The following is a 26,285-nucleotide window of genomic DNA, read 5'->3' on the forward strand; positions in this document are numbered from 1 at the left end:
AACTCAGAAGTGAAACGCCGTAGCGCCGATGGTAGTGTGGGGTCTCCCCATGCGAGAGTAGGGAACTGCCAGGCATCAAACAAGAAAAAGCCCTTTGCATATGCAAAGGGCTTTTTTCTTTTCTGCGCTTTACCTTTTCCAGCCATAAAACACCCCGGAACCTGTCCGGGGCATTGAAGCTGTGCTCAGCGTTAATGGATAACCTGCGATAAAAACGCGCGTGTACGTTCAGATGTCGGATTTGAGAAGAAGGTTTCCGGCGGCGCCATCTCCACGATCTCACCGCGATCCATAAAGATCACGCGATCGGCCACGGTGCGGGCAAAACCCATCTCATGGGTAACGCACAGCATCGTCATGCCGTCTTCCGCCAGCCCAATCATGGTATCCAGCACCTCTTTAACCATCTCAGGATCCAGCGCTGAGGTTGGCTCATCGAACAACATGATTTTCGGCTTCATGCAGAGCGAACGCGCAATCGCCACGCGCTGCTGCTGTCCGCCAGAGAGCTGGCCCGGAAACTTATGCGCATGCTCGGCGATGCGTACGCGCTCCAGGTAGTGCATTGCCAGCGCTTCAGCCTCTTTTTTCGAGGTCTTACGCACCCAGATGGGTGCCAGCGTGCAGTTCTGCAGCACCGTCAGATGCGGAAAAAGATTGAAGTGCTGAAACACCATGCCTACTTCGGTCCGCACGCGTTCAATGTTGCGTACATCATCATTTAAATGGATACCGTCAACCACAATGCGTCCTTGCTGATGTTCTTCCAGATGGTTAATGCAGCGGATCGTTGTAGACTTACCGGAACCGGAAGGGCCGCACAGCACGATGCGCTCGCGCGGCTTCACCTGCAGGTTAATATCCTTCAGCACATGAAACTGCCCATACCATTTATTTACGTTTTCGAGCGAAATCATCAAAGCTGAATCGTGATGCAAATGTTGTGTCATGGAAAACCTCAATGCGATTTACGCCCGGTGTGAAAGCGCTTCTCCAGATGCTGGCTATAGCGCGACATGCTAAAACAGAAAATCCAGTAAACCAGCGCGGCAAAAACATAGCCTTCGGTCGACATCCCCAGCCAGGCGGGATCGACGGTAGCCTGCTGTACGCTGCTGAACAGATCGAAAAGGCCGATAATGATCACCAGACTGGTATCTTTGAACAGCGCAATAATGGTATTCACCAGGCCAGGGATCGTGAGCTTCAGCGCCTGCGGTAAAATCACCAGCATCTGCGTTTTCCAGTAGCCGAGGGCCAGCGACTCCGCCGCTTCATACTGACCTTTCGGCAGCGCCTGCAAACCGCCGCGCACCACTTCGGCGACGTAAGCCGACTGGAACAAAATCACCCCGACCAGCGCGCGCACCAGCTTATCGATGCTGGTGCCTTCCGACATAAACAGCGGCAGCATCACTGACGACATAAACAGCACGGTAATCAGCGGCACGCCGCGCCAGAACTCGATAAAAATGATCGAGAGCGTACGTACGACCGGCATACGCGAGCGACGTCCCAGCGCCAGCAGAATGCCCAGCGGCAGCGCGCCGGCGATGCCGACCGCAGCGATAATCAGCGTTAATGTCAGTCCGCCCCACTGGCGCGTTTCAACGTGTTCCAGGCCAAAGAGGCCGCCATACATCAGCAGCCAGACGGTGAGGGGATAGCTCACCGCCCAGCAGGCGATATAGCGACCGCGATGCGGCAGGGATTTCACAAACATCGGGACAATCGAGGCGATGCCCAGCACCAGTGCCAGGTTAATACGCCAGCGCAGCTCATGCGGATAGAGCCCATACATAAACTGGCCGAAGCGCGCATGAATAAACACCCAGCATGCACCCTCTTTGGTGCAGTCGGCGCGCGTCTCGCCAATCCAGTTCGCCTGGAATACCAGCCACTCCAGCGCGGGTGGGATAACCTCCCACATCAGCCAAAGGCAAAACAGCGTAAGCAGCGTATTTAAACCGCTGGAGAAGAGATTTTTTCGCGCCCAGGCCCAGGCGCGGCTCAGCGGCGTGGCGGCGGCCGGCGAGGTTTCGTGTGTGGTAACAGACATCGTCATCCCGTTCTCTTAGCGCTCAACCAGCGCAATTTTGCGGTTATAGATATTCATCAACAGCGAAATCACCAGGCTAATCACCAGATAGACGCCCATGGTGATAGCGATAGTTTCGATCGCCTGGCCGGTTTGATTCAGCACCGTACCGGCAAACAGCGACACCATATCGGGGTAGCCGATCGCGGCTGCCAGCGAAGAGTTTTTCACGATGTTGAGATATTGACTGGTCAGCGGCGGAATAATGACGCGCATCGCCTGTGGGATAATCACCTGACGCAGCGTCACCGGATTAGGCAGCCCCAGCGAGCGAGCGGCTTCATGCTGGCCGTGCGGCACGGACTGAATACCGGCGCGAATGATTTCGGCGATAAACGATGAGGTGTAAACAGAGAGCGCCAGAGTCAGTGCCGCCAGCTCCGGAATCATGACGAAGCCGCCGCGGAAGTTAAAGCCGCGCAGCGTCGGCACGTCCCAGTGCGTGGCGGCGCCGAAGCCCAGATGCGCCACCACGGGGAACAGCACAAACATGGCGAGAGCGGCGGGCCAGGTGCGACGCAGCTGGCCGGTTTTGAGCTGATATTTGCGATGATAGCGGAACAGCGCATAGCTGCCTGCGGCCGCCAATGCCAGCGCAACGATAAAAGGCCCGGATCCTGGCGCATACTGTGGCCAGGGCACATAGAGTCCGCGGTTGCTGATAAAGGCGAGATCGAACGCGCTTAACGCCTGTCGCGGGCCGGGAAGATTGCGCAGCACCGCAAAGTACCAGAAGAAGATTTGCAGCAGCGGCGGAATATTGCGAAAGGTCTCGATATAGATAGTCGAGAGCTTGCGCAGCAGCCAGTTATCCGACAGGCGCGCCAGGCCAATGAAAAATCCCAGCAGCGACGCGAAAATGATGCAGAGCGCAGAAACCAGCAGAGTATTGGTCAGGCCTACCAGAAACACGCGTGCGTAGGTGTCACCTTCGGTGTAGTCGATAAGATGCTGAACGATACCGAAACCGGCGCTGCGCTCAAGAAAGCCGAATCCTGACGTAATGCCGCGGCTGGCAAGATTAATAATCGTATTGTGGATCAGATAACCCACTACGATAACCACCGCAACAATGGCGAAAATCTGGTAAAGCCAGGCGCGAACCGCGGGATTACCGAATGAAATGTCCCTTTTCACGCGTGGGCGTTGTGACATGTTGAAACCTCAGAGACAAAGCACAGGCAGGACGCCGCGCAATGCGGCGTCCCGTTAACATGGGTAATTAGCGGACCGGCGGGGCGTACTGAATGCCGCCCTGATTCCACAGCGCGTTCTGGCCGCGCGCAATCTTCAGCGCGCTCTCTTTGCCCACGTTGCGGTCAAACACTTCCTGATAGTTGCCGACTTGCTTGATGATGTTATAGGCCCACTTGTTGTCGAGCTTCAGGTCTTTGCCGAAGTCACCTTCCGCGCCCAGGAGGTGAGCCATATCCGGCGTGGTCGGTTTGGCGGTCATCTGATCGACGTTCTTCGAGTTGATGCCCATCTCTTCCGCGTTCAGCATGGCGTAGAGCGACCACTTCACAATGGTGAACCAGTCATCGTCGCCGCGCCGCACGACCGGGCCCAGCGGCTCTTTCGAGATCACTTCCGGCAGTACGATAAATTCGTCCGGCTTGCCGAGTTTGATACGCAGCGCGTAGAGCTGCGACTGATCGGACGCCAGGGTATCGCAGCGACCGCTGTCGAGCGCTTTGGCGGATTCGTCAGAGCGATCGAAGGTCACCGGGGTATACTGCATTTTGTTGGCTTTGAAGAAGTCCGCCACGTTAAGCTCTGTATCGGTGCCCGCCTGAATGCAGACCGTGGCCCCGTCCAGCTCTTTCGCGCTCTTCAGACCCGCCTTCTGGTGAGTTAAAAAGCCGATGCCGTCATAGTAGTTCACGCCAGCAAACAGGAAGCCCATGCCGCCGTCACGCGAAGAAGTCCAGGTGGTGTTGCGCGACAGGATATCCACTTCGCCTGACTGCAGCGCGGTAAAACGTTCTTTCGCGGTCAGCGGCGTATATTTCACTTTGCTGGCGTCGCCGAAAATGGCGGCGGCTGTCGCACGGCAGACGTCAACGTCAATGCCGGAGAATTTGCCGCTGGCGTCAGCATAGGAGAAGCCCGGCAGACCATCGCTGATACCGCACTGCACAAAACCTTTCTTCTTAATCGCATCCAGCGTGGTGCCAGCGTGCGCCTGCTGAGTAACCGCGAGAAGCGCAGCGGCGGCGACCAACGTAGAGAGCATCATCTTTTTCATAAAGCATCCTGTGTGGCGTAATTATTTTGTTATGTTTGATACGCACTCTTCAGCGCGTTATTACCTGTCTGTGGCGGTCAGCCACGCATAGCACTGCAAAGCCAGTGCCAGGTTTGCAGAAAGCTGAGTGGGCTGGAAAGATCTCTTATTAATCTGAAGTAGCAGGAAAGCAGCGTTACTATCGCGCACCAAAAGGAAGCAAAGCGAGTCGCCTCGATCACAATTAGTGCAAATAGTTTCACGATATAGACGCAATGTGAGCCAAAGCTCAGGAAAGAATGTATGCGAAGGATGAGTTACGTTTTTCGGCAATGAAGATCACTGAGCGGCCGTCAGCGCTGGCGCTGCGGGGAAACAAGCGAGGAAAAGGGGAGGCGCGCCAGAGAGGATCGGGAATCAATGCGCAGGTAATTTTCACTGGCGCAATTGCAACTAAGGTTACCATTTGCGAGCGAGTTGTTTCATCTGTTCAGCCTTATTGTGAAAGGCTGCGCCAATAAAAACGCCAGCACTCAGGCTGGCGTCATTTACCGCATCAACTAAAAATCAGTTCATGCCGTATTTTTTCAGTTTCTTACGCAGAGTACCACGGTTGATACCCATCATCAGCGCAGCACGGGTCTGGTTGCCACGGGTATACTGCATCACCATGTCCAACAGGGGCTGCTCGACTTCAGCCAGTACCAGCTCATAGAGGTCATTAACATCCTGACCGTTCAGTTGAGCAAAATAGTTCTTCAGTGCCTGTTTAACCGAATCACGCAGAGGCTTTTGCGTCACCTGATCCTGTGAGTTAACGGTAGAAACGGTCAGTACGTCAGAATTTACGCGTTGTTCGAACATAGTTCTTTCAGCTCTTTATTTCGTTTACGCAAGATTTTCGAAGTATGCCTCCAACGCCTCCAGCTGTTCGCTGGCATCCTCTATGGCGTTGAATGTGCGCCGAAACTGGTCATTAGGGGCATGCTCCTGCAAATACCAGGAGACGTGCTTTCGCGATATACGGTATCCCTTGCCTGGACCATAAAAGTCGTGCAGCTCACGTATATGCGCAACGAGCATACGCTTCACCTCTGCCAGCGGCAGCGGCGCAAGCAGCTCCCCAGTGTCCAGATAATGCTGGATTTCCCGGAAGATCCACGGTCTTCCCTGAGCCGCGCGGCCTATCATCAGGGCATCTGCCCCCGTATAGTCAAGCACAGCTCTGGCTTTATGCGGGTCAGTTATGTCGCCATTCGCAATAACAGGAATGGTGACACTCTGCTTAACTGTCCGAATGCTGTCGTATTCAGCTTCCCCGTTGAACAGGCAGGCACGAGTGCGTCCATGTATCGTCAGGGCCTGAATGCCACAGCGTTCAGCCAATTGGGCAATCTCTACACAGTTACGGTTTTCCGTATCCCAGCCGGTGCGAATCTTCAGCGTAACGGGCACATCCACTGCGTTAACCACGGCGGTGAGAATAGATTTCACCAGCTCGGGATACTGCAGCAGCGCTGAACCTGCCATCTTACGATTCACTTTTTTGGCCGGGCAACCCATGTTGATATCAATGATTTGCGCGCCGGACGCCACGTTAATACGCGCGGCCGCCGCCATATCATCGGGATCGCAACCTGCTATCTGCACGGCGCGAACGCCGGACTCATCACTGTGCACCATACGCAAACGGGATTTGTCACTGGCCCAGACTTCAGGGTTAGATGACAGCATCTCGGAGACCGCCATACCGGCGCCGTTCTCAAAACAGAGTGTGCGGAACGGCCTGTCGGTAATCCCGGCCATCGGCGCAGCAATGAGTCGATTACGTAGCTGGTGGTGTCCAATGCGCATGAAGAAGAAGTGACCGTAACTGTTCGCAAGGCGGCGTATATTACGCATTTTTTACTGAAGATGAAAGGCCAAACTTTGAACAATTCGCCGTAAATATCGGGACAAAGCCGGTTAAACAGCAGTCAATTTTTTAAATTGATATAAAAATCAATCAATTAAAAAAATACGCTGAAATTGTGAACAAAAATTTTTCTCAAAACATGGCGTAAATCACAATATAAAAAGCGCCACATCAGGGAAATAACCAGAGATATGACGCCCACATGGTGTTTTATTGCGCCATTTGATTGCGGCCTGAACGTAATTAACAGGCTGGCTGGCGCCTGGTTTAGCAAAAAAAAGCAGGCCGGCATAACCGACCTGCCATCTTATTAGCGCCGCACGCCGGTAATGCGGCACCACTCCTCTTTTTCCGCCACCGGATCGAGCGCGAAGCGATCGGCATAGGCCTCGCAAACACCCTCTGCCTGGCTGGCCAGCACGCCGGAAAGACCCAAATAACCGCCCGCTTTCGGCAGCACACCAATCAGCGGCGCCAGCTCGCGCAGCGGACCGGCGAGAATATTGGCGACCACGACGTCGGCCTGCAGGTTCTCAGGCTGTTGATGCGGCAGGTAGAGCGACAGGCGATCGGCGACGCCGTTACGCTCTGCATTATCGCGGCTGGCCTGGATCGCCTGCGGATCGATATCGATGCCGATCGCCTGTGCTGCGCCCAGCTTCAGCGCGGCAATCGCCAGAATGCCGGAGCCGCAGCCGAAATCGATCACCGTTTTGCCCGCCAGATCCAGGCCGTCCAGCCAGGTGAGACAGAGCGATGTAGTGGGGTGCGTGCCGGTGCCGAACGCCAGGCCCGGATCGAGCATGACGTTAACGGCGTCAGGATCCGGGACGTCGCGCCAGCTTGGGCAGATCCAGAGGCGCTCGCCGAAGCGCATTGGATGAAAGTTATCCATCCACTCGCGCTCCCAGTCTTTATCCTCGATCTGTTCGATCTTATGGCGAAAGCCGGATCCCAGCAGCGGATGCTGGCTTAGCTCTGCAACCACATCCTCCATCTCCGTTTCCGCGTCGAACAGGCCGATCACGTCGGTATCGCCCCACAGGCGCGTTTCACCCGGCAGCGGCTCGTAAACCGGATTATCGTGCGTATCCTGAAAGGTCACAGAGACCGCGCCGCTCTCCATCAGCGCATCGCTGAGGGGTTCGGCGTGCTCGCCTGTACTGTTAATTTTGATTTGAATCCATGGCATAGCGTTTCTCTTTATTCCAGCGCGGCACCAGGCGCGCGGCCAAACAGATTACCGACCAGAAAAGCCAACAGGCTTATGGTCAATGACGGAACAATAGGGTGAAAGCCACCCCATTGAATATTGAGGCTGGCAAGCAGCGTGTAGCTTCCGGCGCCCGCCAGCATGGCGGAGATCGCGCCAGCGGCATTGGCACGCGACCAGTAAAGGCCGAGCACCAGCGGCCAGAGGAAAACGGCTTCCAGACCGCCGAAGGCCAGCAGATTGAGCCAGATAATCATATCTGGCGGATTCCATGCCGCCAGCAGCAGCAGCGCGCCCAACAGGAAGGTAATGGTGCCGGATAGCAGGCGCAGACGCGCTTCATTTTCACTCTGCTGCGGCGCGATGCGCAGATAGAGATCTTTAATCAGGGTTGCGGAGGACTGCAGCAGCTGCGCGTTGATGGTCGACATGATCGCCGCCATCGGCGCGGCGAGAAACACACCCGCCGCCATTGGGGGCAGCACGGTGATCATCAGCGTCGGGATGACGCGATCGGGAATAGTGAGATCCGGGATGATCACCCGGCCGAGCGCGCCGGCCAGATGCATGCCGAGCATCAGTACCACTACCACGATGGTGCCGAGAATAATGCCGCGATGCATCGCTTTGCTGTCTTTATACGAGATGCAGCGCACGGCGGTGTGCGGCAGGCCGATAACGCCGAAACAGACCAGCACCGCAAAGGAGCTGAGGAAGGTCGGGTTGATGACGTTGTCGACGCCTTCCGGCGACACCAGTTGCGGATCGATAGCGCGCAGTTTGGTCACCGCCGTGTCGAGCCCGCCTGCCTGGTGAACTACGGCGAACAGCAGCAGAAAGGTGCCTACCAGCATCACCAGGCCCTGCATGGCGTCGTTGAGCACGCTGGCGCGGAAGCCGCCGAAGGCGGTGTAGAGCGCGATAGTGCCGCCGAAAATCAGCAGGCCGGTATCGTAAGGAATGCCCGCCGCGGTTTCCAGCAGGCGCGCGCCGCCGATAAACTGCACCGTCATCGCGCCGATAAAGGCGACCAGCAGGCTGATGCTTGCCAGCCAGATCAGCAGGGTGCTGCCGTAGCGAGCATAAAGCATATCGTTCAGCGTTACCGCGTTATAGCGGCGCGCCAGAATAGCGAATTTCTTTCCTAACACGCCGAGCGACAGCCAGACCGCCGGCACCTGAATCATCGCCAGCAGCACCCAGCCGAGTCCATATTTATAGGCTGCGCCGGGTCCGCCGATAAACGAACTGGCGCTGATATAGGTGGTGGTGATGGTCATCGCCAGCACAAAACCGCCCATGGAGCGGCTGCCGAGAAAATATTCAGTGAGAAAACTGCCCTGGCGCTGCTTGCGCATGGCAAACACCGACAGCCCGGCGATGAGTACCAGGTAAGCCAGCAGCGGAAGAATGATTTCAGTTTCCATCGTTATCCTCTAACGGCATATCGCGGAACACCAGGCGTACCATCAGCCAGCACAGCACGATAAACAGCAGCGGGGCAAACACGCAGGAGAGTTCAAACCAGCGCGGCAGGCCGGTCAAACCCGCCTCATCGCCACCCAGCCACGCGGAGAGACCCCAGACGGCCAGATAGGCGAGCGTCAGGTAGAGCGCCCAGCGCGCCTCTTTATTCGCTTGCAGAAAACGCCAGTCCATTATGCAACCTCTACGGCGACAAAAATGAAAAAGGCCGGTATCACCGGCCTGGTCTTGTTGACAAGGTGCCAACCTGGGCGCTGTCAGCAGTCTGTAAACTCCTGCATCGCCCTTGCTGTTGCGCTTACTTATCGTACAGTCCGAGTTTCTTTTCCAGATAGTGGATGTTGGTACCACCCTGCTGGAAGTATTCGTCGGACATAATGCGCATCTGCAGCTCAATGTTGGTCTTGATGCCGTCGATGATCAGCTCCGCCAGCGCATTTTTCATGCGGGCGATTGCCACGTCGCGGGTTTCGCCATAGCAGATCAGCTTGCCGATCATGGAATCATAGTACGGCGGCACGCTGTAGCCAGCGTAAATATGCGACTCCCAACGCACGCCAAAACCGCCCGGCGCGTGGAAACGGGTAATTTTGCCCGGGCTCGGCAGGAAGGTATTAGGATCTTCCGCGTTGATACGGCACTCGACCGCATGACCGCGAATGATCACATCTTCCTGCTTGATAGAGAGCGGCTGACCGGCAGCGATGCGCAGTTGTTCTTTGATCAGATCCACGCCGGTGATCATCTCGGTAACCGGATGCTCAACCTGAATACGGGTGTTCATCTCGATAAAGTAGAACTCGCCGTTTTCATACAGGAACTCGAAGGTACCTGCGCCGCGGTAGCCGATTTCGATACAGGCGTTGGAGCAGCGCTCGCCGATATAGCGACGCAGTTCCGGCGTAATGCCCGGCGCGGGCGCCTCTTCGACCACTTTCTGGTGGCGACGCTGCATAGAGCAGTCGCGCTCGGCCAGATAGATGGCGTTGCCCTGGCCGTCAGCCAGTACCTGAATTTCGATATGGCGCGGGTTCTCGAGATACTTCTCCATGTAAACCATGTCGTTGTTGAAAGCCGCTTTGGCTTCCGCTTTCGTCATGTTGATGGACTGCTCGAGCTCTTTATCGCTGCGCACGACGCGCATGCCGCGACCGCCGCCGCCGCCTGACGCCTTGATGATGACCGGATAACCGATGCGCTTAGCGATGGCACGGTTTTTCTCCATGTCGTCGCCCAGCGAGCCGTCGGAACCCGGAACGGTCGGCACGCCCGCTTTTTTCATGGCGGTAATGGCGGAAACTTTATCGCCCATCAGGCGGATGGTATCCGCTTTCGGGCCGATAAAGATAAAGCCGGAACGCTCAACCTGCTCGGCGAAATCGGCGTTCTCGGAGAGGAAGCCGTAGCCGGGATGGATGGCGACCGCGCCGGTAATCTCGGCAGCGGAGATGAGCGCCGGGATGTTGAGATAGCTTTTAACCGACTGCGCCGGGCCGATGCAGACGGTTTCGTCCGCCAGCAGCACGTGTTTCAGATCGCGGTCCGCGGTGGAGTGCACCGCCACGGTCTTGATGCCCAGCTCTTTACAGGCGCGGAGAATACGCAGCGCGATTTCACCGCGGTTAGCAATGACAATTTTATCCAGCATGGTGCGCCTCGTTATTCGATGACGACCAGCGGCTCGTCAAATTCAACCGGCTGGCCGCTTTCGACCAGAATGGCTTTCACGACGCCAGATTTATCGGCTTCGATCTGGTTCATCATCTTCATCGCTTCAACGATGCAGAGGGTGTCGCCAGCGTTCACTTTCTGTCCGATTTCAACAAAGGCCTTCGCATCCGGGCTCGGGGTGCGATAGAAGGTGCCGACCATCGGCGAACGCACGATATGGCCGCTGATTTCAGCAGGCTTGGCGGACTCAACTGCTGGCGCGGCGATCGGCGCGACAGCGTTAGCTAACGCAGGCTGCGGAGCGGGCGCGGCGTAAGCCTGCTGCATAACGGGATAACCCACATTGGCAGGTGCACGGCTGATACGAACGGACTCTTCGCCCTCAGAAATTTCCAGCTCAGCGATGCCAGATTCTTCAACCAGTTCGATCAGTTTTTTAATTTTACGAATATCCATGAGTGTGGTTCCGTACTCTGTTTAATTGGAGTGAGACAGGCGTTTTACTGCCGTTTGTAAAGCCCATGAGTAGCCGTCGGCGCCTAAACCGCAAATGACGCCGGCAGATACGTCGGAAAGATAGGAGTGATGGCGGAAAGGTTCACGCGCGTGCACGTTTGAGAGGTGCACCTCGATAAAAGGAATGCTTACCGCCAGAAGGGCATCGCGCAATGCTACGCTGGTGTGCGTAAATGCAGCGGGATTAATGATAATGTAATCCACATTGCCTCTGGCCTCATGAATGCGATCGATCAGCTGATATTCCGCATTGGACTGCAAATGGCTCAGTTCCACATCGAGCTGGTCCGCCTGTGCGGCTAAATCGCTGACGATCTGCTGCAGCGTAGCGCGACCATACTTTTCCGGCTCACGCGTGCCCAACAAATTAAGGTTGGGACCGTTCAAAAGCAGAATGTGAAATTTATGCGCCATCGTGCTGCCATCTCCCGCAATCATTGAGGCATCGCGTAAAATACCTTGCTATCTTCCGTTTGTCACCCGTCGCGCCCAAAAACAGGACGCCGCGCGCAACAAAGCCGGGCATTATATCCGTTTCGGGGCAATTCGCAGCAAAATACTGGTCTTATCTGCGAAGTTGATCCAGCGTGGCCCGAAGGCCACACCTTTTATCAGAAATAACGGGGAGAAGACAACTTAGCGCGGCAACCACTGACGAAACTTTTTGTAACGCCACGCTAACAACGCCAGCGCGCCCAGCGCATAGAGCAGCGGCTGAGGTGAGAGCACCTTTACCGACCAGAGATAGTGCACCGGCGCGAGGATCGCCGCCAGATAGATAAAGTTATGCAGCGTTTGCCAGCGGCGGCCGAGCCTGCGCTGGGCGCGCTGAAACGACGTCGCTGCGAGCGCCAGTAGAATCAGCCAGGTCAGGATGCCTAGCGTAAGGTAGGGGCGCGTGACCAGCTCGCGGCCCAGCAGTCCCAGATTGTCGACGCCCAGCTCCAGCAGGTAGTAACTCAGCAGGTGAAGAGAGGCCCAGACAAAAGTCCAGACGCCGAGCAGGCGACGAGTGCGGATGAGCAACGGCTGTTTCGCGTAGCGCGTCAGCGGCGATACCAGCAGCGTGCCCAGCAGCAGCTTCAGCGCCATTCGGCCGGTGAAGTGCTGAATATCCTTCGCCGGGTCGGCGCTCAGCCAGCCCTGGTTCGCTGCCATAAAGAGATAAACCAGCGGCAGAAACGCCGCCAGATGCAGGACCGCCTTTAGCCAGACGATCTGTTTTAGCGTCAGACGCACTCAGTAGTTCTCCCGCAAATCGAGCCCGCGATAAAGCGAGGCCACCTCGTCGGCATAGCCATTAAACAGTAGCGTCGGCTGACGCTTCACGCTGAGCGTGCCGCCGGGGCCGATAAAGCGTTCCGTCGCCTGCGACCAGCGCGGATGGTCGACGTGCGGATTAACATTGGCGTAAAAACCATATTCGTTGGCCGCGATCTGGTTCCAGGTTGTCGGCGGACGATTCCGCGTCAGGGTAATCTTGACGATCGACTTAATGCCTTTAAAACCATATTTCCACGGCACGGTCAGGCGAATCGGCGCGCCATTCTGCGGCGGCAGCGCTTTGCCGTACACGCCAGTGCTGAGCAGGGTTAGCGGATGCATCGCCTCGTCAAGGCGCAGCCCTTCTACGTAAGGATAGTCCAGCCCGCCGCCGATAAAACGATCTTTCTGGCCAGGCATCTGATCCGGGGCATAAAGCGTCTGAAACGCGACGAAGCGCGCATGGCTGTTGGGCTCCGCCAGCTTCAGCAGCTTGTTAAGCTCGAAACCGACCCAGGGCACCACCATCGACCAGGCCTCGACGCAGCGCATGCGGTAGATTCGCTGCTCCATCGCGAACTTTTTGAAAATATCATCCATATTCAGCGTGATCGGCTTTGCCACTTCGCCGTCGATGGTCAGCTGCCAGGGATCGGTTTTCAGGGTGCCGGCATTGGCAGCGGGGTCCGCCTTATCAAGGCCGAATTCATAGAAGTTGTTATAGCCGGAAACCTTATCTTCAGGCGTCAGCGTCAGGCTGGCCTGATACTTTTCCGGCTTGCTGAAGGTCAGCGGGCGTCCGGCTGGCGCGGCAGGGCGATCGTTGCCCTTGAACCAGCTCAGTACATCCGCCTGCGCGACGCCGGGCATGCCGAGCGCCGCAGCGCTCAGGCCGAGGGTTTTCAGCACCTGCCGGCGCCGCATATTAAAGATGCTTTCCGGCGTCACGTCGGCTTCAGTCAGATATTTTGTGGGTTTCATTGCTCACCTCCCGGCTCGAATATCTCTTCCAGCATGATGACTATTGCCGATCGCCGCGACTTTCGCCGCTAAAATATGAAATTTCCTGGCACCACGCGCCGATGAGAATGCGCCGAAAAGCTGAACAACACGGGCTAACCGTTGTCTGGTACGGATATACTTGCTCATCTTACGCAGCGGCGCTGCCGCAGAGCGGGATTTATGCTATTTTGCTCGCGCTTGCGTCAGGCGCGGCGCAGGGCGAGCGTAAATGGGTCATTACCGCAGCGAACAGGCACAGGGATGCGATTAACCACGAAACTATCTGCGTTTATTACATTTTTAAGCTTACTGGCGATGTTTTTAATGCTGGTGGGCTGCGCTTTTAGCGTTTACTGGCTAACCCATCAGCGCGTCGAAGGACGCGTGCAGACGCTGGTGACCGAAGTGGATCAGGCGCTGCTGAAGCAACCGCCTGACGCGCTGCGCGGCTGGCTGCAGCACACCATGACGGTGATGAATACCGAGCGGATCGAGCTGCGCAACGGCGACGCTATCCTGTTCCGACTCAGCCGGCATGAAAACCCGATGCTGGAAGATGAAACCAACCGCTTTATCCAGTTCGACGTACCTTTGGTTCATCAGCCTGGCGTGACGATGCGCGTCGTGGCGCTCGATCCCGCCAAAACCTGGTTCCAGTCCTTTACCGGCGCCTATATCCTGACCGCGATCCTCTTCGTGGTGCTGGTGATGAGCCTGCTGCTGTTTATGATGCACTGCTGGCTCAACCGCCAGTGGCGCGGCATGGAGCGGCTGGAGAAACGTGCCGAGGCGATCCTGGCGGGCGAGCGAACGCAGTTGCGCAAAGGCGACGTCGACGAGTGGCCACCGCGCGCCAGCAGCGCCATCGACGTGTTACTGAGCGATCTGCAAGAGGCGGGCGAGCAGCGCCTGCGCATCGATACGCTGATTCGCGCTTTCGCTGCGCAGGACAGCCGCACCGGCCTCAACAACCGGCTCTTTTTTGACAATCAGCTGGCGACGCTGCTGGAAGACCAGGAGGATGTCGGCACGCACGGCGTGGTGATGATGGTGCGCCTGCCCGATCTCGATATGCTCAATGAGACCCTGGGAACGACGCTGGTGGATGAGTATCTCTACGATCTGGTCAACATGCTCTCGACCTTCGTATTGCGCTACCCGGGCGCGCTGCTGGCCCGCTACTTTCGCAGCGACTTTGCCGTGCTGCTGCCGCACCGCAGCCTGAAAGAGGCCAACGGCATCGCGGATCAGCTCATTAACGCCGTCGATTCGCTGCCGCCGATGCGCATGGTGAATCGCGACGATCTGATTCATATTGGCATCAGCGCCTGGCACAGCGGACAGAGCGTGTCGCAGGTAATGGACAACGTCGAGATGGCGACGCGGCGGGCGACACTGCTGGGTGGTAACAACTGGTCCAACGGCGAGGGTAACCCTCTCGATGCCGGACGTGGCAGCGTGCGCTGGCGAACCCTGCTGGAAAACACGCTGAGCCGCGGCGGTCCGCGCCTCTACCAGAAACCGGCGGTGCTGCTGGACGGCAGCGTACATCATCGCGAACTGCTGATGCGCATCTTCGACGGTGATAAAGAGGTGCTGGCGGCGGAGTTTATGCCGCTGGTGCTGCAGTTCGGCATGGCGGACGGATGGGACCGTCAGCTGGTCACGCGTATCGTCGCCCTGTCTGACGTCTGGCCTGACGAAACGCTGGCGCTGCCGATCAATATCGACTCGCTGCTGCAGCGTCCTTTCTTCAGCTGGCTGCAGAACATGCTGCTGCAGTGCACCAAAGCACAAAGAAAACGATTTTTATTTGAACTTGCTGAGGCAGATGTCTGTCAACACATCAACCGCTTAGCGCCGGTATTGCATGCGCTACAGGCGTTTGGCTGTCGTATCGCCGTCGATCAGGCGGGTTTAACCGTGGTGAGTAGCGCTTATATCAGGCAACTTCCCATCAATTTAATCAAGCTTGATCCTGGCCTGGTGCGCAACATCGATCGGCGCACCGAAAATCAGCTGTTCGTGCAGAGCCTGCTGGAGGTGTGCAAGTCGACTCAGACGCAGGTATTCGCGACGGGCGTTCGCACGCATGCCGAGTGGCAGACGCTGATCGGACTGGGCGTATCGGGCGGGCAGGGCGATCTCTTCGCACCTTCGCTGCCGGTAAACAGTAATGTGAAAAAGTATTCACAACGCTATCATATTTAGCCATTTCCGGTGGCTACTCTCTAAAGCCGGATCTGGGCGGCAGGAAGAGGCGGCGGCATCGCCAGTCTCCTGCGGCGGAAATGTTAGATTTTATGTCGAACGAGCGCCTGTGAAAGGGCCCAGGGAGCCAACAAAACGGGTGAATATCGCCGTTTTGCACCCGTGAGTTCTCGTTGACGATTGTGTAAAGCCAAATTGGTCTATTTTTTCACCGAAGCAGAACGTTTTTGCGCCTTGTGGCGGCTTCGCGTGGTTGGTAAAGTAAGCGGATTTTATTTTCCGCCCCCAGCTTGCAGGATTATCCTTTAGATATGTTTAAAAAATTTCGTGGCATGTTTTCCAATGACTTGTCCATTGACCTGGGTACCGCGAATACCCTGATTTATGTAAAAGGACAAGGCATCGTGCTGAACGAGCCTTCCGTGGTTGCTATCCGCCAGGACCGTGCCGGATCCCCAAAGAGCGTGGCGGCCGTAGGCCATGATGCAAAACAAATGCTCGGCCGTACGCCAGGTAATATTGCAGCGATTCGCCCGATGAAAGATGGCGTGATCGCGGACTTTTTCGTTACTGAAAAAATGCTGCAGCACTTTATTAAACAAGTGCATAGCAACAGTTTTATGCGTCCTAGCCCGCGCGTGCTGGTGTGCGTGCCGGTCGGCGCGACCCAGGTCGAGCGTCGCGCTATCCGTGAATCCGCGCAGGGCGCGGGCGCGCGTGAAGTTTTCCTGATCGAAGAGCCGATGGCGGCCGCGATCGGCGCTGGCCTGCCGGTTTCAGAAGCGACCGGCTCTATGGTGGTCGATATCGGCGGCGGCACCACCGAAGTGGCGGTCATCTCCCTGAACGGCGTGGTTTATTCCTCCTCTGTTCGTATCGGTGGCGATCGCTTCGACGAAGCGATCATCAACTATGTGCGTCGTAACTACGGTTCACTGATCGGCGAAGCGACGGCTGAGCGTATCAAGCATGAGATCGGCTCCGCCTATCCGGGCGACGAAGTGCGCGAAATCGAAGTACGCGGCCGTAACCTCGCGGAAGGGGTGCCGCGCGGCTTTACGCTGAACTCTAACGAAATTCTGGAAGCGCTGCAGGAGCCGTTGACCGGCATCGTGAGCGCGGTAATGGTCGCGCTGGAGCAGTGCCCGCCGGAACTGGCATCGGATATCTCCGAACGTGGCATGGTGCTGACTGGCGGCGGCGCGCTGCTGCGCAACCTGGATCGTCTGCTGATGGAAGAGACCGGCATTCCGGTGGTTGTCGCAGAAGATCCGCTGACCTGCGTGGCGCGCGGTGGCGGTAAAGCGCTGGAAATGATCGACATGCATGGCGGCGATTTGTTCAGCGAAGAATAATCGCCTCAATCGGCTGAGACCTGAATCGAAATGCGCAGGGAGTCGCGTGGAAGCTGACGCCGCGCGCGTCGGCGTCAGATGTCCAGCCCAGGGAAGTACGGCGATGGCCGTACTTCCTTACCTGTTGTCGAGGAACACGCAGAATATATGAAGCCGATTTTTAGCAGGGGGCCTTCCCTGCAGTTGCGCCTGTTTTTGGCGGTGATAGTAGCCATCGCGATTATCGTCGCCGATAGCCGCCTGGGTTCGTTTACCCAAATCCGCAACTATCTGGACACATCGGTCAGTCCGTTTTATTTCCTGGCCAACGGCCCACGTCAGATTCTTGACGGCATTTCCGGTTCGCTGGCGTCGCGCCAGCAGCTTGAGCTGGAGAATAAAGCCCTGCGCCGCGAGCTTTTCCTGAAAAACAGCGACCTGCTGATGCTGGGGCAATATAAGCAGGAAAACGCACGCCTGCGCGAACTGCTGGGCTCACCGCTGCGTCAGGACGAGCACAAGATGGTGACGCAGGTGATCTCCACCGGCACCGATCCTTACACCGATCAGGTGGTGATCGACAAAGGCAGCGTTAATGGCGTCTATGAAGGCCAGCCGGTCATCAGCGACAAAGGCGTCGTTGGTCAGGTGATTGCCGTCGGCCAGGTGACCAGTCGCGTTCTGCTGATTTGCGACGCGTCGCATGCGCTGCCGATTCAGGTGCTGCGCAACGATATTCGCGTCATCGCGGCAGGCAACGGCTGCACCGAAGATCTGCAGCTGGAGCATCTGCCAGGCAACACCGATATTCGCGTCGGCGATATGCTGGTGACCTCTGGCCTGGGTGGACGTTTCCCGGAAGGGTACCCAGTTGCGGTGGTCTCCTCCGTCAAGGTTGATACCCAGCGCGCCTATACCGTGATTCAGGCGCGTCCGACCGCCGGCCTGCAGCGCCTGCGCTATTTGCTGCTGCTGTGGGGTGCGGATAAAAACGGCGATATGCCGATGGCACCGGATGAAGTGCACCGCGTCGCTAACGAACGCCTGATGCAGATGATGCCGCAGGTGCTGCCGCCAGCGGGCGAGATGGGGCCGCCTGCGCCGTCCGCGCAGATGGGGCCGCCCGCGCCAGCCAGCAGCGGGACGCAAAGCGCGCCTGCTAGCGCGCGCGGAGGCCAGCATTGAGTCGTTACCGCAGCCAGGGTCGTTGGGTTATCTGGCTCTCCTTTCTTGTCGCCCTCGTGCTGCAGATCATGCCGTGGCCGGAACAGTTCTATATGTTCCGGCCTTCATGGATCCTGCTTATCCTGGTTTACTGGGTGCTGGCGCTGCCGCACCGCGTCAACGTCGGCACCGGCTTCGTGCTGGGTGGGGTGATGGATTTGATCGCCGGATCTACCCTTGGCGTACGCGCGCTGGCGCTCAGCATCATTGCCTATCTGGTTGCCTTTAAATTCCAGCTTTTTCGTAACCTGGCGTTGTGGCAGCAGGCGTTAATGGTTATGGTGCTGTCGCTGGCGGTGGATGTCATTGTCTTCTGGGCGGAATTTCTGGTCATTAACGTCTCGTTCAGGCCGGAAATTTTCTGGAGCAGCGTTATCGACGGAATTCTCTGGCCCTGGCTATTCTTATTAATGAGAAAGATTCGTCGTCAGTTCGCTGTTCAGTAAGGAATTTTATGCTATCCCTCTATCTGGCTTCCGGTTCACCGCGTCGACGTGAGCTGCTGACGCAGCTTGGCCTGTCGTTTGAACGTCTCCATACCGATGTTGAAGAGCAACGCCGTCCTGATGAAGCGGCGGAAAGCTATGTGCGTCGCCTGGCGCACGATAAAGCGCGCGCTGGCGTCGCCGTGGCGGAACAGGACCTGCCGGTGCTGGGCGCGGATACCATCGTGGTGCTCAACGGCGACGTGCTGGAAAAACCGCGCGACGCCGCCGACGCCGCCAGCATGCTGGGGCTACTCTCCGGACAGACGCATCAGGTAATGACCGCCGTTGCGCTGGCGGATCGCGCGCGCGCGCTCGACTGCTTAGTGACGACAGACGTCACCTTTCGCCTGCTGAGCGCGGCGGAGATCGCCGACTATATCGCGACCGGCGAGCCGATGGACAAAGCCGGCGCCTACGGTATTCAGGGCACAGGTGGAAACTTTGTTCGTAAAATTAATGGAAGCTATCACGCGGTTGTCGGATTGCCGTTGGTTGAGACAGGCGAGTTATTCAGCCATTTTCAGTCACTGCGTGCCGTAAGGGGATAACATGACGGCTGAATTACTGGTCAACGTCACGCCTTCCGAGACGCGCGTTGCCTATATCGACGGCGGCATTCTGCAGGAAATACATATCGAGCGCGAAGCGCGGCGCGGCATCGTCGGCAATATCTATAAAGGGCGCGTCAGTCGCGTACTGCCGGGCATGCAGGCGGCCTTTGTCGATATCGGTCTGGACAAAGCCGCCTTTTTGCACGCTTCCGATATCATGCCGCACACCGAGTGCGTGGCTGGCGATGAGAAGAAAAACTTCATCGTGCGCGACATCGCCGAGCTGGTGCGGCAGGGACAGGATCTGATGGTGCAGGTGGTGAAAGATCCGCTTGGCACTAAAGGCGCGCGCCTTACCACCGACATCACGCTGCCGTCGCGCTATCTGGTCTTTATGCCAGGCGCCTCGCACGTCGGCGTCTCACAGCGTATCGAAAGCGAGCGCGAGCGCGAACGCCTGAAGGCGGTAGTGGCGGACTACTGCGACGATCTCGGCGGCTTTATTATCCGCACCGCGGCCGAAGGCATTGGCGAAGAGGAGCTGGCCCAGGACGCCGCTTTTCTGAAGCGCCTCTGGACCAAAGTCACCGAGCGGAAAAAGCGCAATCAGACCCGCTGCCTGCTCTATGGCGAGCTGGCGCTGGCGCAGCGCATTCTGCGTGATTTCGCCGGCGCGGCGCTGGATCGCATCCGCGTAGATTCGCGTCTCACCTGCGAACTGCTGGTGGAATTCACGCGCGAATATATTCCGGAAATGGCTGGCAAGCTGGAGCTCTACGCGGGCAAGCAGCCGATTTTCGATCTTTTCGACGTCGAGAATGAAATTCAGCGCTCGCTGGACCGCAAGGTAGAGCTGAAATCAGGCGGCTACCTGATCATCGATCAGACCGAGGCGATGACCACCATCGACATCAATACCGGCGCCTTTGTCGGCCACCGCAATCTCGACGAAACCATTTTTAATACCAACGTTGAGGCGACGCAGGCGATTGCGCGCCAGCTGCGGCTGCGCAACCTCGGCGGCATCATCATCATCGACTTTATCGACATGAGCAACGACGAGCATCGCCGTCGCGTGCTGCACTCGCTGGAGGCGGCGCTCAGCAAGGATCGGGTCAAAACCGGCATCCACGGCTTCTCGGCGCTCGGCCTGGTAGAGATGACGCGCAAGCGCACGCGCGAAAGCATTGAGCATGTGCTGTGTGAGGATTGCCCGGTCTGCAAAGGGCGCGGCACGCTAAAAACGGTGGAAACGGTCTGCTACGAAATCATGCGTGAAATCGTCCGCGTGCATCACGCCTACGACTCCGACCGTTTTCTGGTCTATGTCTCCCCGGCCGTCGGTGAAGCGTTAAAAAGCGATGAGTCGCACGCGCTGGCGGAGGTGGAGATTTTCGTCGGCAAACAGGTCAAGGTGCATATTGAACCGCTCTATACCCAGGAGCAGTTTGACGTTGTTATGATGTGAGCCCTCGCTTTCGACGAATCCCTCGTCGACGGGCTGAAAAAGCGGCCTCGCTTAGGTTAAAATGCGCATTCATACCGCTGATTGTCTGGCGACGGTTGAGTATGAGAGATAACCATCCGTCCAGTGCGGAAGACAAGGAGAGGTGTGTGAGGCAGCTGCCGAGGATTATGTTACTGCTGGTTGCGACCGCGATTGTGATCGTGGCGCTGCTGGTCAGCGGGCTGCGTCTGGCGATGCCGCACCTCGACAGCTACCGCAGCGACATTCTGTCGGCGGTCTCGCGCGCCAGCGGCGTCAGCGTGACCGCCAACGCGCTGAGCGGCCGCTGGGAAACTTTTGGGCCGACTCTGCAGATCCGCGATTTGCGCGTCGATATGCAGGAGAACGGCAAGCTCGACATTGCGCGCGTTACGCTGGCGCTGGATGTCTGGCAGTCGCTGCTTCACTGGCGCTGGCAGTTTCGCGATCTCACCTTTTGGCAGCTGCGCCTCGACAGCAACCGTCCGCTTTTCTCCAGCGATAAAGAGAAAAACAGCTTCCGACCCGGCCGCATCAATGAGCTTTTCCTGCGTCAGTTCGACCACTTCGACCTGCGCGACAGCTCGATCTTTTTCCGTACCCCTTCCGGTCAGCGCGCAGAGCTGGCGATCCCGAAACTGACCTGGCTGAACGAAAAGACCCGCCATCGCGCGGAAGGCGAGGTCAGCCTCTCCAGCTTTACCGGCCAGCACGGCGTGGTGCAGGTGCGGCTCGACTTAAACGATAGCGAAGGCTTACTCAACGACGGCCGCATCTGGATGCAGGCGGACGATGTCGACGTGCGACCGTGGCTGGGGCGCTGGATGCGCGACAATACGCGGCTCGACAGCGCGCGTTTTAGCCTGGCGGCCTGGGCCAGCCTGCGCGAAGGCGAGCTCTACGCAGGCGATCTGCTGCTGCGCAAAGGCGGTGCGAACTGGCAGAGCGAAGAGGGCGCGCATCACCTGCAGGTCGACGGCCTGACCGCGCATCTCTCACGCTATCAAAACGGCTGGATGGTCAACGTGCCGCAGACGCGTCTCAGCACCGACGGCGAGGCATGGCCAGCAGGGCACTTCGCGCTGCTGTGGCGTCCGCAGGATAAAGAGCTGCTCGGCCCTGAACATCAGGGTGAAGTGCGGGTCAGGGCGACGCAGCTGGTGCTGAACCGCATCGCGCCGCTGGTGCCGCTCTTTGCGCCGCTGTCGCCGTCGCTGTTCGAAAACTGGCGCGCGCTGCAGCCGCAGGGCACTATCGAAGGGCTGGCGCTGGATATTCCGCTGGATCAGCCGGATCAGACGCGGATGCAGGTCAAATGGCGCGACTTCCGCTGGCAGCCCTGGCAGCTGCTGCCGGGCGTCAGCAACCTGAGCGGCGAGGCGCGCGGCAGTCTGAGTAACGGGCAGGTCAAGGTCGCAATGGGCCGCACCGATGTAGCCTATAGCGCCATGTTCAACGCGCCGCTGGAGATCCACCAGCTACATGGTTCGCTGAGCTGGCTGCGCGACGCGAACGGATTGACGCTCGACGGTCATGATCTCAATGTGCAGGCACGATCGCTCTGGGCGCGCGGTGATTTCCGCTATCAGCAAAATCCTGGGCGCGAGCCGCGTCTCGACATTCTCGCCGGCATCCGCGTCACCGACGCGGGCGACGCGTGGCGCTACTTTCCGCAGCCGCTGATGGGCAAGGCGCTAACGCGCTATCTGAGCGGCGCCATCAAAGGCGGGCAGGTCGACAACGCCACGCTGCTTTTCGCTGGCAATCCGAAGCTGTTCCCCTTTAGCCACAACGACGGCATGTTTCAGGTCTGGGTGCCGCTGCGGCACGCAACCTACGCATTTCAGCCCAACTGGCCTGACGTGACGCAGGTCGATATCGACCTCGACTTTATCAACGACGGGCTGTGGATGCGGGCGCCGCGCTTCAGGCTGGGCGAAGTGGAGGTCAGCAACTTCAGCGCGGCTATCCCGGACTATCTGAAAGAGAAGCTGCTGATCGACGGCGATATCAGCGGCAACGGCGATCAGATCGCGCGCTATTTCCAGGATACGCCGCTGAAAAAGTCGCTGGGCGCAGCGCTGGAGCAGCTGGAGATAAAGGGAAAAACCCAGGGGCACCTGAAGCTTGATATTCCGCTCGACGGCGAGCTGGTGCACGCCAGCGGCAACGTCGATCTTAACAATAACGCTTTGCACATTAAGCCGCTCAGCACGACACTGGAAAACCTTACCGGCCGTTTCCGCTTTAATAACGGCAATCTGGACAGCGATACGCTGCGCGCGAACTGGTTCGGTCAGCCGGTCAACGTCAGCTTTAGCACCAAAGAGAATCCGCAGGACTTCGGCGTCAACATCCAACTCGATGGCGACTGGCAGCCGGCGAAGCTGTCGCAGGTGCCCGCGCAGATCGCCAGCCAGCTTAGCGGCCATCTGCCGTGGCAGGGCAAGGTTAACATCCAGCTGCCGCATCAGGGCGAAGCGCATTATGACGTCGAATTAAAAGGCGATGCAAAAGAAGTAAGCAGTCGCTTACCGGCGCCGCTCAACAAGACCGGCGGCGAAGCGATGCCCATCGCGGTCAATGCCAGCGGCGATCTGAAACAGTTCGAACTCAGCGGCAGCGTGGCGAATCGCCATCGCTTCAATAGCCGCTGGCTGCTTGAGCCACAGCTGCGCGTCGAGCGCGGCGTCTGGCTAAACGATGCCCGCAGCAAACCCGCCTTGCCGGATCGCGCGGGCATGGTATTGAACCTGCCTGCACTGGACGGGGAAGCCTGGGCCGGACTGATGATGGCAGGCGGCGCCGCTCAGGGCGGCGGCATGAGCGAGATGGGCGGCGTGGCCCTGCCGGGCGACCTCACCCTGCGCACGCCAGCGGTCACCCTGGCGGGGCAGCAGTGGCATGATATCGACGCGACGCTGGAGCAAGGCGCTAAGGGCAGCAGCAACGTCAGCATTACAGGGCGCGAAATCCGCGGCACGCTGGCGATGGCGCAAAACGCCGCCTGGCGCGTCGCCCTCGACTACCTCTATTACAATCCTGAATGGCAAAGCAGCAGCGGCGCGGCACATCCGCAGCAGCAGCAGGCGAGTAATATTGACTTTAGCCGCTGGCCCGCGCTGCAGCTGAGCTGCGCCGAATGCTGGCTGCGGGGGCAGAAATTCGGACGCATTCAGGCGCAGGTCGCGCCGAAAGGTGATACGTTAGCGCTTACTAACGGTCTGGTGGATACCGGCAGCTCGCGCCTCAAGGTTTCCGGCGAATGGGTCAACAGCCCTGACGCTCCGCGCACCTCGCTGAAGGGCTCGCTGAGCGGCAGCAATATTAACAATGCCGTCAACTGGTTCGGCGTTAATACGCCGCTGCGCGATGCTCCATTCAAGGTCGATTACGATTTGCACTGGCGCTCAGCGCCGTGGCAGCCTTCGGAGGAGACGCTGAGCGGCACGCTGAAAACCCACTTCGGCAAAGGGCAGATTGCCGACGTCAATACCGGTGCGGCGGGACAGCTGCTGCGCCTGGTGAGCTTCGATGCGCTGCTGCGCAAGCTGCGTCTCGATTTTAACGATACATTTAATAACGACGGCTTTTACTTCGATTCGATCAGCGGCACCGCGTGGATTGAAAACGGCGTGATGCGCACCGATAACCTGCTGGTGGATGGCCTTGAAGCGGATATCGCTATGCAGGGCAAGGTCGATTTAGTGAAGCGCAATATCGATATGGAAGCGGTGGTCGCGCCCGAGATTTCTGCCTCGGTTGGGGTTGCGACCGCCTTCGTGATTAACCCGGTTGTGGGCGCGGCGGTCTTCGCCGCAAGCAAGGTGCTGGGTCCGCTGTGGAATAAGATTTCGCTGCTGCGCTATCACATCAGCGGCCCGCTGGATAAGCCGCAAATCAATGAAGTGCTACGCAAACCGCGTGAAGAAGAGAAGCAGTGAATTTGACGCCGTCAGGGAATTGCCGCAGGCTAGTAAAATCTGACGTTATTAGCGCAGGGCCACAAGGCACTGACGCATAATGCGTGTCACACCCTCATTATCTGAGCATAAAACGAGCGAGATACGATGACTCTGAACCTGGTAAGTGAGCAGTTGCTAACTGCTAACAATATTAATCAGCAGGATCTGTTTTCCCTGTTAGGGCAGCTTTCAGAACGTCGTCTGGATTATGCCGACCTCTACTTTCAGTCCAGCTTCCATGAATCCTGGGTGCTGGAGGACAGAATTATCAAAGACGGCTCCTGGCATATCGACCAGGGCGTGGGCGTGCGCGCCGTCAGCGGCGAAAAAACCGGCTTCGCCTATGCGGACCAGATTACCCTGAACGCGCTGCGCCAGTCGGCGGAAGCGGCGCGCAGCATCGTGCGCGAGCAGGGCAACGGCAAGGCGCATACTCTTTCCAGCGTGATGCATCGCGCGCTCTATCAGCCGATTAACCCGCTCGACAGCCTGACGCGCGAAGATAAAATTGCGCTGCTGCAGCGCGTCGACAAAGTGGCGCGCGCCGCAGACGCGCGCGTGCAGGAGGTCAACGCCAGCCTGACCGGCGTTTACGAGCAGGTGCTGGTGGCGGCGACCGACGGCACGCTGGCAACGGACGTGCGTCCGCTGGTGCGCCTCTCCGTCAGCGTGCTGGTTGAGGATAACGGCAAACGCGAACGCGGCGCCAGCGGCGGCGGCGCGCGCGTCGGCTACGAATTCTTCCTCGCTGATGAAAACGGCGACGTGCGCGCCGACGCCTGGGCGAAAGAGGCGGTGCGTATGGCGCTGGTCAACCTTTCCGCCGTCGCCGCACCGGCAGGCGCGTTGCCGGTGGTGCTGGGCGCGGGCTGGCCGGGCGTGCTGCTGCATGAAGCGGTAGGCCACGGCCTGGAAGGCGACTTCAACCGCCGCGAAACCTCGGTATTCAGCGGCAAGATGGGCCAGCTGGTGGCGTCCGAACTCTGCACCGTAGTGGATGACGGCACCCTCGAAGGGCTGCGCGGTTCGCTGGCGGTAGATGACGAAGGCGTGCCGGGCCAGTACAACGTGCTGATCGAAAACGGCGTGCTGAAAGGCTATATGCAGGACAAGCTCAACGCGCGTCTGATGGGCGTCGCGCCGACCGGTAACGGCCGCCGCGAGTCCTATGCGCATCTGCCGATGCCGCGTATGACCAACACCTATATGCTGGCGGGCAAATCGACGCCGCAGGAGATTATCGAAAGCGTCGAATATGGCATCTACGCGCCTAATTTCGGCGGCGGTCAGGTCGACATCACCTCCGGCAAATTTGTCTTCTCGACCTCAGAGGCCTACCTGATTGAGAACGGCAAGGTGACGAAGCCGGTGAAAGGTGCCACGCTCATCGGTTCCGGCATTGAAGCAATGCAGCAAATCTCAATGGTCGGCAACGATCTGGCGCTGGATAAAGGCGTCGGCGTATGCGGTAAAGAGGGCCAGAGCGTACCGGTCGGCGTCGGTCAGCCGACGCTGAAGCTGGATAAACTCACCGTCGGCGGCACCGCCTGATCGTCCGCCCATCGCTGACAGCGCGCGCAGGGCTACGCGCCCCGCGCGCGCATCTGGCAAGGATGCCAGCCCTAGCGCTTTGAGC

The 26,285-nt window shown here is 58.2% G+C and carries 22 protein-coding genes and 1 rRNA gene; 9 read left to right on the forward strand and 14 right to left on the reverse strand.

The window, feature by feature from the left end; genetic code table 11:
• Positions 1-74, forward strand: a 5S ribosomal RNA gene (gene rrf, locus ACR6A7_RS19980); the annotation flags it as partial.
• Between the two features lie 117 nt (positions 75-191).
• Here the strand turns inward: rrf and ACR6A7_RS19985 are convergent.
• The 14 genes from ACR6A7_RS19985 to msrP form a co-directional block, all read right to left on the reverse strand.
• Entirely contained in the window at positions 192-950 is a 759-nt protein-coding gene (locus ACR6A7_RS19985) for an amino acid ABC transporter ATP-binding protein (protein WP_434127010.1), read from the reverse strand.
• 8 nt (positions 951-958) lie between these two features.
• Entirely contained in the window at positions 959-2,059 is a 1,101-nt protein-coding gene (locus ACR6A7_RS19990; protein ID WP_434127011.1) for an amino acid ABC transporter permease, read from the reverse strand.
• Positions 2,060-2,074: 15 nt separating this feature from the next.
• On the reverse strand, positions 2,075-3,253 hold the full coding sequence (locus tag ACR6A7_RS19995) for an amino acid ABC transporter permease (protein WP_434127012.1): 1,179 nt from the start codon (positions 3,251-3,253) through the stop codon (positions 2,075-2,077).
• Positions 3,254-3,320: 67 nt separating this feature from the next.
• Positions 3,321-4,346 carry an amino acid ABC transporter substrate-binding protein gene (locus ACR6A7_RS20000; protein ID WP_434127013.1) on the reverse strand — a complete coding sequence of 342 codons (1,026 nt, stop codon included), beginning with the start codon at positions 4,344-4,346 and terminating at the stop codon, positions 3,321-3,323.
• 546 nt (positions 4,347-4,892) lie between these two features.
• Positions 4,893-5,189, reverse strand: coding sequence for a DNA-binding transcriptional regulator Fis (gene fis, locus ACR6A7_RS20005; protein WP_000462905.1), 297 nt, complete (start codon positions 5,187-5,189; stop codon positions 4,893-4,895).
• 24 nt (positions 5,190-5,213) lie between these two features.
• Positions 5,214-6,179: a tRNA dihydrouridine synthase DusB gene (dusB, locus tag ACR6A7_RS20010; protein WP_434127039.1), complete on the reverse strand. Its 966-nt coding sequence runs from the start codon at positions 6,177-6,179 to the stop codon at positions 5,214-5,216.
• A gap of 371 nt (positions 6,180-6,550) precedes the next feature.
• Positions 6,551-7,432: a 50S ribosomal protein L11 methyltransferase gene (prmA, locus tag ACR6A7_RS20015; protein ID WP_434127014.1), complete on the reverse strand. Its 882-nt coding sequence runs from the start codon at positions 7,430-7,432 to the stop codon at positions 6,551-6,553.
• 11 nt (positions 7,433-7,443) lie between these two features.
• Complete coding sequence (gene panF, locus ACR6A7_RS20020; RefSeq protein WP_434127015.1) at positions 7,444-8,880, reverse strand: sodium/pantothenate symporter; 1,437 nt, start codon at positions 8,878-8,880, stop codon at positions 7,444-7,446.
• The gene (locus ACR6A7_RS20025) at positions 8,870-9,112 is read right to left on the reverse strand and encodes a YhdT family protein (protein ID WP_434127016.1); all 243 of its coding nucleotides are present in this window, start codon (positions 9,110-9,112) and stop codon (positions 8,870-8,872) included. Before ACR6A7_RS20025 ends, panF begins: the two co-directional genes overlap by 11 nt.
• A 124-nt stretch (positions 9,113-9,236) precedes the next feature.
• A complete protein-coding gene (gene accC, locus ACR6A7_RS20030) occupies positions 9,237-10,586 on the reverse strand; it encodes an acetyl-CoA carboxylase biotin carboxylase subunit (RefSeq protein ID WP_033792381.1) in 1,350 nt (449 codons plus the stop codon).
• Positions 10,587-10,597: 11 nt separating this feature from the next.
• The gene (gene accB / locus ACR6A7_RS20035) at positions 10,598-11,065 is read right to left on the reverse strand and encodes an acetyl-CoA carboxylase biotin carboxyl carrier protein (RefSeq protein WP_434127017.1); all 468 of its coding nucleotides are present in this window, start codon (positions 11,063-11,065) and stop codon (positions 10,598-10,600) included.
• 21 nt (positions 11,066-11,086) lie between these two features.
• Positions 11,087-11,539 (reverse strand): type II 3-dehydroquinate dehydratase, encoded by a 453-nt coding sequence (aroQ, locus tag ACR6A7_RS20040; RefSeq protein ID WP_033755287.1) that lies wholly within the window; start codon positions 11,537-11,539, stop codon positions 11,087-11,089.
• Between the two features lie 222 nt (positions 11,540-11,761).
• Positions 11,762-12,364 (reverse strand): protein-methionine-sulfoxide reductase heme-binding subunit MsrQ, encoded by a 603-nt coding sequence (msrQ, locus tag ACR6A7_RS20045; RefSeq protein ID WP_434127018.1) that lies wholly within the window; start codon positions 12,362-12,364, stop codon positions 11,762-11,764.
• Positions 12,365-13,369: a protein-methionine-sulfoxide reductase catalytic subunit MsrP gene (msrP, locus tag ACR6A7_RS20050; protein ID WP_434127019.1), complete on the reverse strand. Its 1,005-nt coding sequence runs from the start codon at positions 13,367-13,369 to the stop codon at positions 12,365-12,367.
• Between the two features lie 282 nt (positions 13,370-13,651).
• Between msrP and csrD the strand changes: the two genes are divergently transcribed.
• The 8 genes from csrD (at position 13,652) to tldD (ending at position 26,200) form a co-directional block, all read left to right on the forward strand.
• Positions 13,652-15,601, forward strand: coding sequence for an RNase E specificity factor CsrD (csrD, locus tag ACR6A7_RS20055; protein WP_434127020.1), 1,950 nt, complete (start codon positions 13,652-13,654; stop codon positions 15,599-15,601).
• Between the two features lie 311 nt (positions 15,602-15,912).
• Complete coding sequence (mreB, locus tag ACR6A7_RS20060; RefSeq protein WP_003855260.1) at positions 15,913-16,956, forward strand: rod shape-determining protein MreB; 1,044 nt, start codon at positions 15,913-15,915, stop codon at positions 16,954-16,956.
• Positions 16,957-17,103: 147 nt separating this feature from the next.
• Positions 17,104-18,120: a rod shape-determining protein MreC gene (mreC, locus tag ACR6A7_RS20065; RefSeq protein ID WP_434127021.1), complete on the forward strand. Its 1,017-nt coding sequence runs from the start codon at positions 17,104-17,106 to the stop codon at positions 18,118-18,120.
• Positions 18,117-18,605, forward strand: coding sequence for a rod shape-determining protein MreD (gene mreD / locus ACR6A7_RS20070; RefSeq protein ID WP_434127022.1), 489 nt, complete (start codon positions 18,117-18,119; stop codon positions 18,603-18,605). The genes mreC and mreD overlap by 4 nt, the downstream gene beginning before the upstream one ends.
• Positions 18,606-18,613: 8 nt before the next feature.
• Complete coding sequence (locus ACR6A7_RS20075; protein WP_434127023.1) at positions 18,614-19,195, forward strand: Maf family protein; 582 nt, start codon at positions 18,614-18,616, stop codon at positions 19,193-19,195.
• Between the two features lies 1 nt (position 19,196).
• Positions 19,197-20,666 (forward strand): ribonuclease G, encoded by a 1,470-nt coding sequence (gene rng, locus ACR6A7_RS20080; protein WP_434127024.1) that lies wholly within the window; start codon positions 19,197-19,199, stop codon positions 20,664-20,666.
• Between the two features lie 146 nt (positions 20,667-20,812).
• Positions 20,813-24,628 (forward strand): AsmA2 domain-containing protein YhdP, encoded by a 3,816-nt coding sequence (gene yhdP, locus ACR6A7_RS20085; protein ID WP_434127025.1) that lies wholly within the window; start codon positions 20,813-20,815, stop codon positions 24,626-24,628.
• A 126-nt stretch (positions 24,629-24,754) separates the two neighbouring features.
• A complete protein-coding gene (gene tldD, locus ACR6A7_RS20090; protein ID WP_434127026.1) occupies positions 24,755-26,200 on the forward strand; it encodes a metalloprotease TldD in 1,446 nt (481 codons plus the stop codon).
• Positions 26,201-26,285: the final 85 nt, after the last annotated feature.

Source organism: Pantoea phyllosphaerae, assembly GCF_051025595.1.
In the GTDB taxonomy this organism is placed as follows: domain Bacteria; phylum Pseudomonadota; class Gammaproteobacteria; order Enterobacterales; family Enterobacteriaceae; genus Pantoea.

What these genes read in the sequence shown, in the direction of transcription:
- msrP (WP_434127019.1), bottom strand. Translation starts at nt 13,369, where the DNA reads ATGAAACCCACAAAATATCTGACTGAAGCCGACGTGACGCCGGAAAGC.
- rng (WP_434127024.1), top strand. Translation starts at nt 19,197, where the DNA reads ATGACGGCTGAATTACTGGTCAACGTCACGCCTTCCGAGACGCGCGTT.
- tldD (WP_434127026.1), top strand. Translation starts at nt 24,755, where the DNA reads ATGACTCTGAACCTGGTAAGTGAGCAGTTGCTAACTGCTAACAATATT.
- mreB (WP_003855260.1), top strand. Translation starts at nt 15,913, where the DNA reads ATGTTTAAAAAATTTCGTGGCATGTTTTCCAATGACTTGTCCATTGAC.
- accC (WP_033792381.1), bottom strand. Translation starts at nt 10,586, where the DNA reads ATGCTGGATAAAATTGTCATTGCTAACCGCGGTGAAATCGCGCTGCGT.
- ACR6A7_RS20025 (WP_434127016.1), bottom strand. Translation starts at nt 9,112, where the DNA reads ATGGACTGGCGTTTTCTGCAAGCGAATAAAGAGGCGCGCTGGGCGCTC.
- prmA (WP_434127014.1), bottom strand. Translation starts at nt 7,432, where the DNA reads ATGCCATGGATTCAAATCAAAATTAACAGTACAGGCGAGCACGCCGAA.
- mreC (WP_434127021.1), top strand. Translation starts at nt 17,104, where the DNA reads ATGAAGCCGATTTTTAGCAGGGGGCCTTCCCTGCAGTTGCGCCTGTTT.
- ACR6A7_RS19985 (WP_434127010.1), bottom strand. Translation starts at nt 950, where the DNA reads ATGACACAACATTTGCATCACGATTCAGCTTTGATGATTTCGCTCGAA.
- aroQ (WP_033755287.1), bottom strand. Translation starts at nt 11,539, where the DNA reads ATGGCGCATAAATTTCACATTCTGCTTTTGAACGGTCCCAACCTTAAT.
- fis (WP_000462905.1), bottom strand. Translation starts at nt 5,189, where the DNA reads ATGTTCGAACAACGCGTAAATTCTGACGTACTGACCGTTTCTACCGTT.
- csrD (WP_434127020.1), top strand. Translation starts at nt 13,652, where the DNA reads ATGCGATTAACCACGAAACTATCTGCGTTTATTACATTTTTAAGCTTA.
- ACR6A7_RS20075 (WP_434127023.1), top strand. Translation starts at nt 18,614, where the DNA reads ATGCTATCCCTCTATCTGGCTTCCGGTTCACCGCGTCGACGTGAGCTG.
- dusB (WP_434127039.1), bottom strand. Translation starts at nt 6,179, where the DNA reads ATGCGCATTGGACACCACCAGCTACGTAATCGACTCATTGCTGCGCCG.
- panF (WP_434127015.1), bottom strand. Translation starts at nt 8,880, where the DNA reads ATGGAAACTGAAATCATTCTTCCGCTGCTGGCTTACCTGGTACTCATC.
- ACR6A7_RS19995 (WP_434127012.1), bottom strand. Translation starts at nt 3,253, where the DNA reads ATGTCACAACGCCCACGCGTGAAAAGGGACATTTCATTCGGTAATCCC.
- accB (WP_434127017.1), bottom strand. Translation starts at nt 11,065, where the DNA reads ATGGATATTCGTAAAATTAAAAAACTGATCGAACTGGTTGAAGAATCT.
- ACR6A7_RS20000 (WP_434127013.1), bottom strand. Translation starts at nt 4,346, where the DNA reads ATGAAAAAGATGATGCTCTCTACGTTGGTCGCCGCCGCTGCGCTTCTC.
- ACR6A7_RS19990 (WP_434127011.1), bottom strand. Translation starts at nt 2,059, where the DNA reads ATGTCTGTTACCACACACGAAACCTCGCCGGCCGCCGCCACGCCGCTG.